Source organism: Eggerthella sp. (assembly GCF_048329335.1).
In the GTDB taxonomy this organism is placed as follows: Bacteria; Actinomycetota; Coriobacteriia; order Coriobacteriales; family Eggerthellaceae; genus Eggerthella; species Eggerthella lenta.
Genome location: NZ_DBFEGU010000433.1, coordinates 1 through 15,167, shown reverse-complemented (window position 1 = coordinate 15,167; position 15,167 = coordinate 1). Strand labels below are relative to the sequence as shown.

14 protein-coding genes are annotated in these 15,167 nt (G+C 63.5%); 9 read left to right on the top strand and 5 right to left on the bottom strand.

Going from position 1 to position 15,167, the window contains the following annotated elements; genetic code table 11:
* The 3 genes from ACMO6A_RS13390 to ACMO6A_RS13380 form a co-directional block, all read left to right on the top strand.
* Positions 1–803, top strand: an 803-nt coding sequence (locus tag ACMO6A_RS13390; protein ID WP_418471411.1) for a glucosaminidase domain-containing protein, incomplete at its 5' end; no start/stop codon positions are given.
* A gap of 194 nt (positions 804–997) precedes the next feature.
* Positions 998–2,773, top strand: a complete 1,776-nt coding sequence (locus tag ACMO6A_RS13385) for an NTP transferase domain-containing protein (RefSeq protein ID WP_009304109.1) — start codon at positions 998–1,000, stop codon at positions 2,771–2,773.
* A gap of 10 nt (positions 2,774–2,783) precedes the next feature.
* Complete coding sequence (locus ACMO6A_RS13380) at positions 2,784–3,749, top strand: DMT family transporter (RefSeq protein ID WP_009608788.1); 966 nt, start codon at positions 2,784–2,786, stop codon at positions 3,747–3,749.
* Between the two features lie 45 nt (positions 3,750–3,794).
* On the opposite strand, the gene ACMO6A_RS13375 is transcribed toward ACMO6A_RS13380, so the two are convergent.
* The 5 genes from ACMO6A_RS13375 to ACMO6A_RS13355 all read right to left on the bottom strand — a co-directional run bounded on the left by ACMO6A_RS13375 (position 3,795) and on the right by ACMO6A_RS13355 (position 8,094).
* Complete coding sequence (locus ACMO6A_RS13375) at positions 3,795–4,154, bottom strand: Hpt domain-containing protein (RefSeq protein ID WP_009304111.1); 360 nt, start codon at positions 4,152–4,154, stop codon at positions 3,795–3,797.
* A 113-nt stretch (positions 4,155–4,267) separates the two neighbouring features.
* Positions 4,268–4,870, bottom strand: coding sequence for a sugar transferase (locus ACMO6A_RS13370; RefSeq protein ID WP_009304112.1), 603 nt, complete (start codon positions 4,868–4,870; stop codon positions 4,268–4,270).
* Positions 4,870–6,096 carry a DegT/DnrJ/EryC1/StrS family aminotransferase gene (locus ACMO6A_RS13365; RefSeq protein ID WP_009304113.1) on the bottom strand — a complete coding sequence of 409 codons (1,227 nt, stop codon included), beginning with the start codon at positions 6,094–6,096 and terminating at the stop codon, positions 4,870–4,872. The genes ACMO6A_RS13370 and ACMO6A_RS13365 overlap by 1 nt, the downstream gene beginning before the upstream one ends.
* Positions 6,097–6,213: 117 nt before the next feature.
* A complete protein-coding gene (locus ACMO6A_RS13360; protein WP_009304114.1) occupies positions 6,214–7,503 on the bottom strand; it encodes a glycosyltransferase family 4 protein in 1,290 nt (429 codons plus the stop codon).
* A 96-nt stretch (positions 7,504–7,599) separates the two neighbouring features.
* A complete protein-coding gene (locus ACMO6A_RS13355; protein WP_009304115.1) occupies positions 7,600–8,094 on the bottom strand; it encodes a universal stress protein in 495 nt (164 codons plus the stop codon).
* A gap of 169 nt (positions 8,095–8,263) precedes the next feature.
* Here ACMO6A_RS13355 and ACMO6A_RS13350 point away from each other — a divergent pair, with 169 nt between their 5' ends.
* From ACMO6A_RS13350 to obgE, 6 genes are all read left to right on the top strand, one after another.
* Complete coding sequence (locus tag ACMO6A_RS13350) at positions 8,264–9,607, top strand: glutamine synthetase family protein (RefSeq protein WP_009304116.1); 1,344 nt, start codon at positions 8,264–8,266, stop codon at positions 9,605–9,607.
* 18 nt (positions 9,608–9,625) lie between these two features.
* Positions 9,626–10,300, top strand: coding sequence for a winged helix-turn-helix domain-containing protein (locus ACMO6A_RS13345; RefSeq protein WP_418471410.1), 675 nt, complete (start codon positions 9,626–9,628; stop codon positions 10,298–10,300).
* Positions 10,301–10,614: 314 nt separating this feature from the next.
* Entirely contained in the window at positions 10,615–13,242 is a 2,628-nt protein-coding gene (gene polA, locus ACMO6A_RS13340) for a DNA polymerase I (RefSeq protein ID WP_009608783.1), read from the top strand.
* A 261-nt stretch (positions 13,243–13,503) separates the two neighbouring features.
* Entirely contained in the window at positions 13,504–13,920 is a 417-nt protein-coding gene (gene rplU, locus ACMO6A_RS13335; RefSeq protein ID WP_009304119.1) for a 50S ribosomal protein L21, read from the top strand.
* An 18-nt stretch (positions 13,921–13,938) separates the two neighbouring features.
* Complete coding sequence (gene rpmA / locus ACMO6A_RS13330) at positions 13,939–14,190, top strand: 50S ribosomal protein L27 (RefSeq protein ID WP_009304120.1); 252 nt, start codon at positions 13,939–13,941, stop codon at positions 14,188–14,190.
* Between the two features lie 152 nt (positions 14,191–14,342).
* Positions 14,343–15,167 (top strand): GTPase ObgE (obgE, locus tag ACMO6A_RS13325; RefSeq protein WP_418471408.1); only part of this gene is annotated, 825 nt, incomplete at its 3' end.

Genomic DNA, 15,167 nt, shown 5'->3' with positions numbered 1-15,167 from the left:
GGCTCGACCCCGAGAGCGGGAGGATGGCCACCGGCTGGGCGAAGGCGGCCGACGGCAAGTGGTACTACTTCGAAGGTTCCGGAGCCATGCGCTCCGGCGGCTGGATGAAGCAGGGTGGCACGTGGTACTACCTGAACGGATCGGGAGCCATGCACACCGGTTGGCTCGATTTGGACGGTAAGCGCTACTATCTTGGGGAGTCGGGAGCGATGGTCACGGGAAAGGCCACTATAGAAGGCGAGACCTACCGCTTCGATTCGTCGGGTGCGCTGCTGCCGTCCGACTCCATCATGGGCCCTTCGCTTGCGACGGTGGAGCAGATGGTGACGCTCTTCAACGCGCAGGGCGTTCCTTATCCTGTTGATAAGTACGCGTCGCGAGGGGCTGCCACCATCAAGGACTTTTGCCAGGTGCTGCTGGATCAGGCTCGATCCGAGGATGTCCGCGCCGAGGTGCTGTTCGCTCAGGCCATGGTGGAGACCGGATGGCTGCAGTTCGGCGGAGACGTGGACAGGAACGGCAAAGTGCAGTGCAATTTCGGAGGTCTGGGCGCAACGGGCAACGGCGTTGCTGGTGAAGAGTTCCCAGATGTGAAAACGGGCCTTCTGGCGCAAGCTCAGCACTTGAAAGGCTATGCTTCAACGGCACCGCTCAATCAGTCTTGTGTCGACACGCGATTCGGTCTTCTTGCCGGCAAGCGTGGCTCGGCACCCACGGTCGACAAGCTTTCCGGTACCTGGGCGGCTGACAAGACCTATGGCACGAAAGTCATGAACGTTGTAGACAAGCTTTTGGGTTATTGATTCGGCGGCGACGGGCATCTCCTGCAAAATTCGGCGCGCTCTCCGAGAACGGGGAGCGCGTTTTCTATGTGTTCATATTTTGTAGTAGAAAATTGTAAATGAACATACCGTTCAGATTCTTTAAAATGCAATAAAAAATGAACTTCGACGCACGATCGAGATCGTCTGAATCTGCCATGAAAGGATGCTCCGTTTTGATCACGAAGAACGAATTCGCGGTGCTCGCTGCGCTCGAACGCGAACCGGGGACGAGCCAGCGGGCGATCGCCGCTCGTAAGGCCATGTCGTTGGGTTCGGTGAACGCGGCCTACAAAGCGCTGGTCGACAAAGGGCTTGTCGTCGACGGCGCACTGTCCGACGCCGGGTTCGAGGCGCTCGCTCCTTTTAAGGTGGACAACGCTATCATCTTGGCAGCTGGCCTGTCGTCGCGGTTCGCCCCTATTTCCTACGAGAAGCCCAAAGGTCTGCTGCATGTTCGTGGAGAGATTCTGATCGAGCGTCAGATCCGCCAGCTTCAGGAGTCCGGCATCGACGACATCACTGTGGTGGCAGGGTACAAGAAGGAGTACTTCTTCTACCTTGAAGAGAAGCACGGCGTGTCCATCGTCGTGAACGAGGAATACGCCACGCGGAACAACCATTCCTCTCTCATGGTGGTGCGCGAGCGTCTGGGCAACACGTTCATATGCTCTTCCGACAACTACTTCGTCGAGAACCCCTTCGAGCCGTACGTGTGGAAGGCCTATTACGCTGCCCAATACCAAGAGGGCCCTACGAACGAATGGTGCATGCGTTTGGGTTCGGGCAACCGCATCGTTTCGGTCGATATCGGTGGCAGCGACTCTCTTATCATGCTCGGCCATGTTTACTTCGATAAAAACTTTTCTCGTGCCTTTTCCCGAATACTCGAGGAGGAGTACGATCTGCCGACGACGGCCGATAAGCTGTGGGAAGAGCTGTACGTCGACCATATCGCGGAGTTGGACATGGTTGCGCGCGAGTACCCCGTCGGAACGGTATTCGAGTTCGACACACTCGACGAGCTGCGCGAATTCGATCCGCGTTTCCTGGAAAACGTCGATTCCGAGGCTTTCGACAATATCGTTGCAGCGCTCGGGTGCGACAAAGACGATATTCGCGACGTGTATCCGCTGAAGCAGGGCCTCACCAATCTATCGTGCCATATCCGTGTGGGCGACTCCGAATACGTGTATCGCCATCCCGGCATCGGGACGGAGGGCATCATCGATCGCCGAGCCGAGGTGGTGGCTCAAGGCGTGGCGCGCGATCTGGGGCTTGATCGTACGTTCATCACCGAGGATCCCGAAAAAGGCTGGAAGCTGTCGCGCTTTATCCCCGATTGCCGCCAGCTCGATCCGCATGACCCTGAGCAGGTCAAGCGTGCAATGGAAATGGCTCGTCGCCTGCACGAATCCGGTGCGAAGGTGGAGCGCTCGTTCGATTTCTTCACCGAGGGCAAGCGTTACGAGCGTCTGCTGGAGCGCAAGTCCGGCCGCATTGAAGTGCCGGGTTATGCTGAGATGGCTGCACGGGCCGAGGAACTCAAGCGCTTCGTGGATGCAGACGATGCGCGCATCTGCCTGACCCATAACGACTTCTTCATGCTGAACTTCCTTATCGACGACCAGGACGACATGTCGCTCATCGATTGGGAGTATTCCGGCATGTCCGACTACGCAAGCGATTTCGGCACGTTCACGGTGTGCTGCCAGCTGAGCGAAGAGGAGGCATCGCGTGCCCTTGCGTATTATTTCGGGCGCGAGCCGTCTGCGGCGGAGCGCCGTCACAACTTCGCCTTCGTGGCGCTTGCGGGATGGTGCTGGTACGTGTGGTCGCTGCTCAAAGAGGCAGAAGGGGACATGGTTGGCGAGTGGCTGTACGTCTATTACCGTTACGCGAAGGATTATCTGGACAAGGTGCTGGACTGGTACCGTCAGGGAAGCGACTAAGGGGAGCGCCATGAAGGGTTTTGGAAGAATGAAGTTCGGTCTGACGAGCGGCTTGCTCTGGGGTCTTGACACGGTCGTCCTCGGAATCGGATTGTCGATGAGCCCTTTCATCGGCACTGCCGAGGCGATTGCGTTTGCAGCTATCGCGAGCGCCGCTTTGCATGACATCTTCTGCGCGATCTGGCTGTTGATCTACATGGGCGTGCGGGGTCGTCTGGGCGACACGTTAGCGGCGCTTAAAACGCGCAGCGGCAAGGCGGTCATTCTGGGGGCGCTTTTGGGCGGGCCTATCGGCATGACCGGCTACGTGATAGCCATCAACAATATCGGTGCCGGCTATACTGCCATCATCTCGTCGTTCTATCCTGCAGTTGGCGCCTTCCTCGCCTTCGTGTTCCTGAAGGAACGCATGGCGCCTAAGCAGTTCGTCGCATTGCTGGCGGCCCTTGCCGGTATCATCGTCATGGGCTATGTGTCTTCCGGCGAATCGGAGCTGGGCAATCCGATCCTCGGTTTGTTCGGTGCGCTGTTGTGCGTTTTGGGATGGGGGTCCGAAGCCGTCATCTGCGCTTGGGGTATGCGCGACGATGCCGTCGACAACGAGACGGCGCTTCAGATCCGCGAGACCACGTCGGCGCTCGTGTACGCGATCGCCGTATTGCCGCTATTCGGTGCCTGGGGTTTCACGGCCGCAGTTGTTCCCAGTCTCGCGACGGGCGTGGTAGGGCTGGCTGCTTTGGCTGGAACCGTGTCGTACCTGTTCTACTACAAGAGCATCTCGTCGCCTATCGGGGCGGCGAAGTCCATGGCTCTCAATATCAGCTATTCGGCCTGGGCCGTCCTGTTCGCGCTCGTGTTGCAGGGAACGATGCCGACGCCGATATCGATCGTCTGCTGCGTGGTCATCTTGGCGGGCACTGTATTGGCCGCAAGCGACTGGAACGAGCTGTTCGGCCGTGAGAAGGCGAAAGCGTAGGCGCCTCTGCCTCGATGCCTGCTAGCGCATCGAGGTCGAAAGTCCCTACTCTTCCAGGTTCGTCAGCGCTTCCAGCACGGCAACGTGGCTTTCGCGCAGGCCGGGCATGAGGGTGCGTGCGCTGTCGATATCGTTGGCGCGCAGTGCATCGGTGACTCGCGCGGCCAGGTCGTAAAGGCGCACGAACGACAAGTTGCCGGCGACGCCTTTGAGCGAATGGGCTTCGCGCTCGGCTGCGGCTGCGTCGCCGCTGGCCATCGCGGCTTCGAGCGCATCGACATGCGGGTCGTCCAGGTACTTCACGGCGATGCGGGCGAACAGGGACTCGTTGCCGCAGAATCGCTCCATCGCTTCGGCGTAATCGATGCCGTACCGTGCAAGCATTGCCGTCTGATCGTTCGTCATGGTCTCACTCTCCTGCGTGCTTTTTGTCGAGCGCCCCCATTGCGTGGCGCACGACCATGATAGAGGGTGAGGGACGTGCGCGTCGGGTCGGCAGGGGTCACGTTAGCCGAACGTTACTTCTCCGACCCGTCTTCCACGAACACGCCCTCCTGGTTGAATACGGCCGAGAACGTCTTGAAGAACACTTTAACGTCGAGCGGGAAGGACACGTTGCGCACGTAGTGCACGTCGAGCGCCAGACGGTCGTGCCAGGGCAGCGAGTTGCGTCCGTACACGGCGGCGTACCCGGTGATGCCGGGCTTCACGGTGAGTTTGAGGCCTTCCTCTCCCTCATAAAGCTCCGTTTCGCGGCGCAAGTCGGGGCGGGGCCCTACGACGCTCATGTCGCCTTTCAGTACGTTGAGGAACTGCGGCATCTCGTCGAGCGACGTCTTGCGCATGAAGGCACCAACCCGCGTCATGCGCGGGTCGTCGGCGCCGTTGTAGGTGGAGCCGTCCTCCATGATGAGGTCGGGCGCGTTCACCCGCATCGAGCGCAGCTTGTACATCTTGAAATCGCGCCCGTCTTTTCCGACGCGCGGCGCGTTGTAGAAGACGGGGCCCTTGTCCTCGAAGTGGATGAACGGTGCCAGCACCGCGATGATCAGCAGCACGAAGGGCAGCGCCACCAGCCCTACGACGATGTCGCACACGCGTTTTCCGAAACTCACGTACATCAGCGGACGCCTTCCGCCTCGAGTCCGTCCAGGGCGCGCTTGAACGATCCCGCCACGTAGTCCACGTCCTCGTCGGAGAGCAACGTGTGCAGCGGCAGCGTCACCTCGTTCTCGAACTGCGCAAGCGCGTTCGGGAAGTCGGCGATGGCGAAGCCGAGGTCGCGGTACGCGGTGAGAAGGGGCAGCGGCTTGTAGTGCACGTTCGTCGCCACGCCGTCGTTGGCCATCCGCTCGATGAGCGCGTTGCGGAACGCCGACGATTTGCCCGTGAGGCGCACGAGCATGAGATGCCCGCTCGACTCGAAGTCTTCGCCGTAATGCCTCAGCAGCTCGACATCGCATTCGCCCAGGTTGCGCTCGTAGCGCTCGACGATGGCGCGCCGACGGGCGAGCGAGGCGGGGTAGCGGCGCAGCTGCGCGAGGCCGAGGGCCGCCTGAATGTCGGTCATGTTGCACTTCCACCCGGGGAAGGCGATGTCGTACTCCCAGGCGCCCGCGCGGTTCTTCGCCAGCGCGTCCTTCGTCTGGCCGTGCAGCGACTGCAACATGAACCGGCGGTACAGCTCGTCGGAATCGAACGCGCCCGCGCGCCATGCAAGCGCGCCTCCTTCGGCCGTCGTCAGGTTTTTCACGGCGTGAAACGAGAAGGCGGTGAAGTCGGCCACCGACCCGGAGGGACGTCCCTGATATGTCGCGCCGAACGAGTGGGCGGCGTCGGCTAAGACGATGACGCGATCGAACGCGCTCTGCAGCTCCGTCGCGGGCTTCCAGCGGTCGCTCGCCGAATCGAGTGCGGCGAACAGACGGTCGTAGTCGACCATGCGTCCTGCGATGTCCACGGGGATGACGGCGCGCGTGCGCTCGGTGACGAGATCGGGCAGGGCGTCGTAATCCATCTCGTAGGAGCCGGGCGCCACGTCGCAGAGCACCGGAGTCGCACCCACATGGCAGATGACCGAGCAAGAGGCCGTGTACGTGTAGGCGCTCGTGATCACCTCGTCGCCCGGGCCGATGCCGAAAGCGCGCAGGGCGCATTCGAGCGCTGCGGTGGCCGACGCGAACGTGGCCGAGCGCTCGGCCTGTGCGAAGAGGGCGATCTCGCGCTCGAACTCCTTCGTCTTCGGGCCGGTGGTTATCCAGCCGCTTCTCAGCGCGTCGGCCACCTCGTCGAGCTCCGCCTGCGTGATGTCGGGCGGTGAGAACGAAATGCGTTTCTGCTCAGTCACGATTGCTCCTTGGTACCCTGTAAACGGCGTGCGACCTGCGTGATCGCACGCAATCGGCGTATGCAAGCTCCCTATTTTGACGCGCTCCGCCCGCTTTGGCGAGTCGTTCGACAGAAATCACAGCAACGTGCGCAGCAAATCCACGATCTCGCGGTACGCGCGGGGTTGGTCGAACTCCTTTTCGGCGACGGCACGCGCCTTCGAGCCCATGATCTTGCGCAGCGACGCGTGACCTGCGAGCTTCGCGATGGCGTCGGCCAGCGCCTGCGCGTCTTCCGCTTCGACGTTCGCTCCGAAGCCGTCGGCGGTCACCTTCGCGCGGAACTCGGGGCTCGAGCCTGTGTTGATCATGGGATTCCCGCTGGCCAGGTAGTCGCCGATTTTCGTGACGATGCTCTGCGCCGCCGATTTGACGAGCGAGTTCACCGTGATGTCCGATGCGCACAAGTACGCCGCCATCAGCTCGTAGGCCGTGTAGCCCAGAAAATCCACGGGGGCGTTCAGCTGCACGGCCAGCGCTTCGAGCTTCTCGCGATCGGGACCATCGCCCAGCACCTTCACGCGCACGGGGGGTAGCGCAGGCGGCAGTTCGTCGTCCTTCGATGCGGCGCGCACGAGGCGCCCGCGCTCGAGCAGCGCGGCGGCTTCGACGAGGGTCGCCACGTCATAGCTGGCGCCGAGCGTTCCGGCGTAGACGACCCACAGCTCGCCTTCCGGTTTGCGTACTGCGGGCGCGTTGATTCGGGCGCCCTCGTCGAACGCCGCCAAGTCGTTGCCCACGTACACGGTTGCCTTCGGGTAGGGCTTCGCGCGATCCTTCGCCGGACGCGCTGCGTATTCGTCAGAGGTTCCGACGGCAGCTGACAGCAGCTGATAGACGCGCTTAGCATCGCGCGAGAAGGGGTAGAAGGCCACGTCGCTGACCACGGGCACGTCCACCACCATGCGCATGGCCTCGGGCCATAGGTCGTTGATGTCGGCGACGAAGGGGATGCCCTGCTTGTCGGCCTCTTCGGCGCATACGCGCGCGACGTCGTTCGGCGGAATCTCCGCGTAGACGAGGTCGTAGGTGCCCGCCGTGCGCTCGAAATGCTCGCGCAAATTCTTCGCCGCCACGCGATGGCTGCGAATGCGCGTGAGATCGAGGTTCTTCGTGTAGCCGGGCTCGTCGATGAACACTACGTTGTAGGGAAGGTTTCGGTAGCATGCTTTCGACGTGTCGCGATGCGCCTTGTCCCAATGCTGGAACGATGACGTGATGAGGTCGACTTCGAAGCCCTCGCGCGCGAGCAGCTCCGACAGGAAGCGAAAGCGCGTGTAGCCGCGCGTCTCGTCGCCCAGCTTCACTCCCATCGTGACGACGGCGAGGCGCTTGGGCTTGCGGGTTTGGTATCGATTGATTTCCATAGCAAGCCAGTATACCAACTTATAGAGCCTTCATGCCCGACGGCCCGCGCGAAAACAGGCGCGAGCCGTCGGGACCGCGACAGCTTCCTTCCGTTGCTACCCTTCCTCGTCCTTCTTCGCCACGAGGACGGGGATCTCGGCGGAGCGCAGGACGCCGTAGCTGACGCTGCCCAGCATGCCGCGCAGCACGCCGAGGCCGCGCGAGCCCATGACGATGAGGTCGCAGCCGTGCTCCTTCGCGAAGTCGTTGATGCCGTCGACGGGCGACGGCGCGTTGACGGCGGCGATGTCCACGTCGTTGAGCATGCCGTCGAGCAGCCCTCCGATGGCCTGCTTCATGTCGTCCTTCTCGCGGTCGAGCGCCGCCTCGACGAGCTTCTTGTACAGGTCGGGCTGGATGACCAGCGGCGGCGCGCTCTCGTACGGGTTCGCGTCGAGACCTAGCGCAGGCGGGATGTCGGAGACGAACACGACCCCGATGACGTGCAGCTTGATGGCGGGATCCTCCTCCGCCAGGCCCTTGGCCAGGGTCAATGCATGCAATGCGTGGTCGGATTTGTCGAACGGCACGAGGATGTTGGTGAACTTCATGGTATACCTCCTGATCGTCGCTGATCGGATGGATAAAGTATAGCACGCGGCGCGCAGCGCGGCGAAGCGGCAAGGTTCTGGCGACGGACCGTCACCATCGTCCCTCTCGCGAAACGCAACCGAAACACCGGCGAGTATAATGGTGGTTCGAGAGAGAAAGGATCGTCCGATGACCGTGACCCCCGAGCAAGACTTCGTCCTGAAAACCATCAAGAGCCGCGACGTCCATTTCGTGCGCTTCTGGTTCACCGACGTGCTGGGGCGCATGAAGTCGTTCGCGGTCATCCCGAGCGAGCTGGAGGACGCCTTCGCCGACGGCATGGGCTTCGACGGCAGCTGCATCGAGGGCTTCTGCCGCACGCAGGAGTCCGACATGCTGGCGTTCCCCGATGCCTCCACGTTCCAGGTGCTGCCCTGGCGGCCGGAGTCCAACGCGGTGGCGCGCATGTTCTGCGGCCTGCGCACGCCCGACGGCACGCCGTTCGAGGGCGACCCGCGTCAGGTGCTGGCCCGCACGGTGGAGAAGGCGCAGGAGATGGGGTATGCGTTCAACGTCGGCCCCGAGCTGGAGTTCTACTACTTCAAGGACGCTGAGGGCACCGAGGTGCTCGACCGCGGCGGCTACTTCGACCTGACCAGCCTCGACTACGCTTCCGACCTGCGGCGCGACACCGTGCTCACGCTGGAGAAGATGGGCATCCCCGTGGAATACTCGCATCATGAGAACGGCCCGTCGCAGCATGAGATCGACCTGCGCTTCACCGACGCGCTGTCCATGGCCGACGCGGTGATGACGTACAAGCTGGTCGTCAAGGAGATCGCCATGAAGCACGGTGTGTACGCGTCGTTCATGCCCAAACCCATGGCGGGCGAGCCGGGCAGCGGCATGCACGTGCACCAGAGCCTTTACGACCTCGACGGCAACAACGCCTTCTACGATCCGGACGATCCCCAGGGCTACCGTCTGTCGAAAGTGGCCAAACGCTACCTGGCGGGCCTGCTCAAGTACGCGCCCGAGTTCTGCGCCATCACGAACCAGCACGTGAACTCGTACAAGCGCCTCATCGCCGGCGGCGAGGCGCCTATCTACCTGTCGTGGGCTCGCTCGAACCGCTCCACGCTCGTGCGCGTGCCGGGCTACCGACCTGCGAGCGAGGGCGCGTGCCGCCTCGAGCTGCGCAGCCCCGACCCCAGCGCGAACCCCTACCTTGCCTTCGCCGTCATGCTGGCGGCGGGCCTCGCGGGCATCGAAGAGGAGCTGGAGCTGCAGGAGCCCAACGAGGACCAGGATCTGTTCATGCTGTCGCGCCAGGATCTGCGCCAGCAGGGCATCGCCACGCTTCCCGAGAGCCTGGGCGAGGCGGTGGAGCTGTTCGCGGAATCCGAGCTGATGCGCGCCACGCTGGGCGATCACATCCATTCGTACCTTGTGGCCGCGAAACGCGCCGAGTGGAACGACTACCAGGGGTACGTGTCGCAATGGGAGCGCGACCGCTATCTCGCGGTGCTGTGACGTGCGAAAGGAGGGGGCATGCAGCGCAAGCAGGTGATATTCGTCGCCGACAGCCTCGACAACGCGCATAAGTTCCAGCAGGTGCTGTCGAGCCTGGACGTGGACGTGGCAGCGGGATCCTCCGCCCAGTTCAAGAAGCTGCTCGGGCGCCATCCCGCATGCGATCTCGTCGTATACGAGGCGCGTGGCGGCGCCTCGGAGGACGTGGCCGGCATCGAGGCGCTGCTGCTCGAGGACGGAACGGCATCGCTCCTGGTCATCGTGGGGGAGGGCCAGCTCGCGCGCTTTCGTCTGCCGGTGCAGGTGAAGAGCGACTTCGTGATGCGAAACGCCTCGCCCGAGGAGTGCGCGGCGCGCATCCGCCAGCTGCTGTGGCCCGGCAACGAGGCCGCCACGTCCGACTGCCTCGTCGTGGAGAACATGACGGTGAACCTGGCAACCTACCAGGTCACCGTGGCCGGCGAGCCGCTCGACCTCACCTACCTCGAGTACGCGCTGCTGGCCTTCCTCGTCACGCACCCCTCGCGCACGTACTCGCGCGACGCGCTGCTGCGCCGCGTGTGGGGCTTCGACTACTACGGCGGCTCGCGCACGGTGGACGTCCACGTCCGCCGTATCCGTGCGAAGCTGGGCCCCGAACTGGCTCAGCCCCTGGAAACCGTCCGCGGCGTCGGCTACCTCTGGAGCGCATAGGTCGAGCAGTCCGCCACCCGCCCAAACCTCCCAACAAGAACCTCCTCCACCAAGGTAGCATGAGAGCGTTGCCGCCTCGCAGGTCGTCCCCGCCAGGCGCAGCCGCCTCGCAATATGGTGCTTTCAAGGAGATGCCGGCAGCTTCGGAGGCTGTGCGGTGCTCACCAAGCGAGTTCCGCACGAGCCGAAACGCCCTGTGGGCGTTTCGTGCGAGCAGGACTGCCGAGCGACTGAGCATCGCACAGCCCCCGAAGCGGACAACGCATATGCGCTATACTGAACCCCCGAAAACACCACCCGACGGAGGACAGCCCATGCCGAAGAAGATCGCCGTCATCGACGGCAACTCGCTTATGCACCGCGCCTACCATGCCGTGCCCCAAACCATGAACGCCCCCGACGGGCGCCCCACCAACGCCGTGTTCGGCTTCATCGCCATGCTTCTCAAGTTCATCGACATCGCAAGCCCCGACGCTCTCATCTGCGCGTTCGATGCGGGCCGCCCCGCGTTTCGCATGGAAGCGCTCGAGCAGTACAAGTCCCAGCGCCCTCCCATGGACGACGACCTCAAGGTGCAGTTCCCCATCATCGAGGAGCTGTTGGAGGCCATGAACGTGCCCGTGGTTCGCATCAAAGGCTGGGAGGGCGACGACGTGCTGGGCACCATCGCCGCGCGCGACGAGGAGCTGGGCTACGAGACGCTGCTGGTGACGGGCGACAAGGACGCCTACCAGCTGGCCACCGACATGACGCGCATCGTCACCACGAAGAAGGGCATCACCGACGTGGCCATCTACGGCCCGGCCGAGGTGCTCGAGCGTTACGGCGTGCGCCCCGACCAGTTCATCGACTTCCTCGGCCTCAAGGGCGACTCGTCCGACAACATCCCCGGCGTGCCCGGCATCGGCGACAAGACCGCGGCGAAGCTGCTGCAGACCTACGGCAGCCTGGAGGGCATCTACGAGCATGTGGACGACCTCAAGGGCAAGCAGAAAGAGAAGATCGTCGACAACAAGGACATGGCATTCTTGAGCCGCGACGTGGCCACCATCGTGCGCGACCTCGACTTCCCGCTCGACCTCGAAGCATGCTCGTTCCCCTCGTTCGATTCGGAAAAGGTGACCGAAGCGTTCAAGGGCGTGCAGTTCAACGCGCACCTCGGCCGCGTGCTCAAGCTCGTGGGCAAGGAGCTGGAGAAGAAGGCGGCTCCGCTTGCGGTGGAGCCGGTGGTCTCGGGGTCAGAGGCGCACGCACTCGTGGACGCGGCCGTCGCGCGCGGCGAGACGGTGGGCGTGGCGTTCATCGAGCCCGAGCAGGTGTCGCTGTTCAACGCGGGGCTCCATTGCGCGGTGAACACGAGCGAGGGCACGGCGCTGTTCGAGGACGACGAGGGCCGCGAGGCGTTCGCGCGCATCGTGCGCGCCGGCTCGTTCGCCGCCCTCGACGTCAAGCGCGAGGTACATCGCGTCTATCCCGCCGACACGGCCAAGATCGCGCTTGTGGAGGATGCCGAGCTCATGAGCATGCGCGCGTTCGACCTGGGACTGGCGGGCTACGTGCTGAACTCGTCGGTGTCCGAGTACTCCTACGACGCGCTGCTCGACGCCTACTGCGGCGGCGTGCTGCCCGAGGCCAAGGACGAGGCCGGCAGTGCGGCCGCGCAAGCCGCGGCGGCCCGCATGCTGGTGAAGCCGCTCACCGACGCGCTCGGGCGCGACGAGAGCAAGCGCGCCTACTTCGACATCGATCTGCCGCTCGTGGCGGTGCTCGCCATCGTCGAGCGAACGGGCGCCGCGGTGGATTGCGACCGTCTGGCCGAGCTGGGAGCGACGACGCAGGCCGAGCTCGATGAGCTGCGCGCGCGCATCATCGAGATCGCGGGGGAGGAGTTCAACCTCGACAGTCCCAAGCAGCTCGGGCACATCCTATTCGAGGTGCTGGGCCTGCGCACGCTCAAGAAGAACCAGCGCGGCTACTCCACCGACGCCGCCGTGCTCAAGGAGCTGTCGAACGACCACGAGATGCCGGCGCTCGTCCTGCGCTACCGCGAGCTCGCGAAGATCAAGTCCACCTACATCGACGCCCTGCCGCGCATGCGCGCCGACGACGGGCGCGTGCACACGTGCTTCAACGAGACCGTGACCACGACGGGCCGCCTCTCGTCGTCGGAGCCGAACCTGCAGAACATCCCCGTGCGCACCGAGTTCGGCCGCCAGATCCGCGAGTGCTTCGTGCCGCTGGAGAAGGGCCACAAGTTCCTGTCGGCCGACTATTCGCAGATCGAGCTGCGCCTGCTCGCTCACCTGTCGAACGACGAGCACCTCGTGGCCGCGTTCTGCTCCGGCGCCGACTTCCACGCCGCCACGGCCAGCCGCGTGTTCGGCCTGCCCGTGGAGGACGTGACGCCCGAGCTGCGCAGCCGCGCGAAGGCCGTGAACTTCGGCATCGTGTACGGCCAGCAGGCGTTCGGCCTGTCGCAGAGCCTGGGCATCCCGTTCGGCGAGGCCAAGGAGATGATCGAGCGCTACTTCGAGGCCTACCCCGGCGTGCGCGCCTACCTCGACCGCACCATCGCCGAAGCGAAGGAGAAGGGCTATGCCGAGACGATGTTCGGCCGCAAGCGCCATATCCCCGAGCTCAAGGCCGCGAACGCCACGCAGCGCGGCTTCGGCGAGCGCACGGCCATGAACCACCCCATGCAGGGCAGCGCGGCCGACATCATCAAGCTGGCCATGACCGAGGTGCAGCGCCGCATCATGGAGCGCGGCTTCGAGGCGAAGCTGCTGTTGCAGGTGCACGACGAGCTGGACTTCAGCGTGCCGGAAGGCGAGATCGAGGAGCTGTCGGCCATCGTGAAAGACGTGATGGAGCACATCGTGGATCTGCGCGTGCCTCTCGACGTCGACGTCTCCTATGCCGATAACTGGGCGGAAGCGCACTGAGGTTACGTCGACTCGGCGGCCGACGCTCAGAAGCCGCATCATTGGTCGCTGATTTTGCTGGACTTGTGATGTGTAAAAAAATCACACCACGCCGCCGCGTGTGGCTAGAGTATCTGCTATCATATAAACGTTGTGCTCTGTGGAGGCACAGCGTAGGAAGAGTGCGATGATACGCGTGGATCGTGCATAAGATCACATTGACTTGCTACGGTCACGCTGGTAAGCTATCGCCTTGCGTTTATTCATATCAAGGAGACACTCATGTACGCAATTGTAAAAACGGGCGGCAAGCAGTACAAGGTCGCACCCGGCGACAAGCTGAACATCGAGAAGCTTGACGCCGCCGTGGGCGACAAGGTCGAGCTGGAAGCCATCTGCGTCGTCGACGGCGCCAAGGTGGAAGCCGACCCCGCGAAAGCGGCCGCAACGAAGGTCACCGCCATCATCCTCGAGCAGTTCAAGGGTGAGAAGCAGCTGGTCTTCAAGTTCAAGAAGCGCAAGAACTACAAGAAGCTGCGCGGCCATCGCCAGCAGCTCACGCGCGTCCAGATCGAGTCCGTCGGCTCGGCCAAGGCTGAGAAGCCGGCCGTCAAGAAGGCTGCGAAGAAGGACGATGCCGAGAAGAAGCCGGCTCCTGCTAAGGCCGCCGACAAGCCCGCGTCCGAAGACGCCGAGTAAGCATAAGGAGGGAATACCATGGCACACAAGAAAGGTCTCGGTTCCAGCCGTAACGGCCGCGATTCCCGCGCACAGCGTCTCGGCGTGAAGATGTTCGCCGGCCAGGCTGTGAAGACGGGCAACGTCATCGTCCGCCAGCGCGGCACGCACATCCATCCGGGCGAGAACGTCGGTCGCGGCAAGGACGACACCCTGTTCGCCCTGTGCGACGGCAAGCTGGAGTTCACGAAGGGCGCCAAGCACAAGGTGCACGTGCGTCGCGAGGCGTAAGGTTCCGCCTGCCCACGACTGCGTGACGTTATCTGTTTTCGCATGCCCCCTGCTCGTCAGGGGGCATTTTTCATATACAATCCGAGTTGTCGTGTTCAAGCGAGCAACCCGTTGCGCCCCTCGAGGCGCGGATCGAAATAGAGGTACCACCCGTGTTCATCGATAAAGTACGCATCCATGTCAAAGGCGGCAACGGCGGTGCCGGCTGCATGTCATTTCGCCGCGAGGCTCATGTGCCGAAGGGCGGTCCGGACGGCGGCGATGGCGGTCACGGCGGCAACGTTGTGGTCGAGGCCGATGCCAGCCTGTCCTCGCTCATCGAATACCGCTTCAAACACCATTTCAAAGCCGAGCGCGGCACGCACGGCAAGGGCTCGCGCATGCACGGAGCCACCGGCGAGGACCTTGTGCTCAAGGTGCCGATGGGCACGGTCGTCCACGAGTATTTCGAAGAATCGAAGGAAGTGGGCGAGCTCATCGCCGACCTCACGCACGACGGCGAACGCGTCACCGTGGCCGAGGGCGGCATGGGCGGCCGCGGCAACATCCACTTCGTGACGCCGACCCGACGCGCGCCCGCGTTCGCCGAGCTGGGCGAGCCGTCGCAGGAGCGCTGGATCGAGCTGGAGATGAAGCTCATGGCCGACGCGGCCCTCGTGGGCATGCCGTCGGCGGGCAAGTCGTCGCTCATCGCTAAGATGAGCGCGGCGCGGCCGAAGATCGCCGACTACCCGTTCACCACGCTCGTGCCGAACCTCGGCGTGGCGCGTTCGGGGGACTACAGCTTCGTCGTGGCCGACATCCCCGGCCTCATCGAGGGCGCGCACGAAGGGCGCGGTCTGGGACACGAGTTCCTGCGCCACATCGAGCGCACGGCGCTCATCGTGCACGTGGTGGACCTGACGGGCGACTACGAGGGACGCGATCCGCTGGAGGATTACGATATCATCAACCGCGAGCTGGCGCTGTACGCCGAC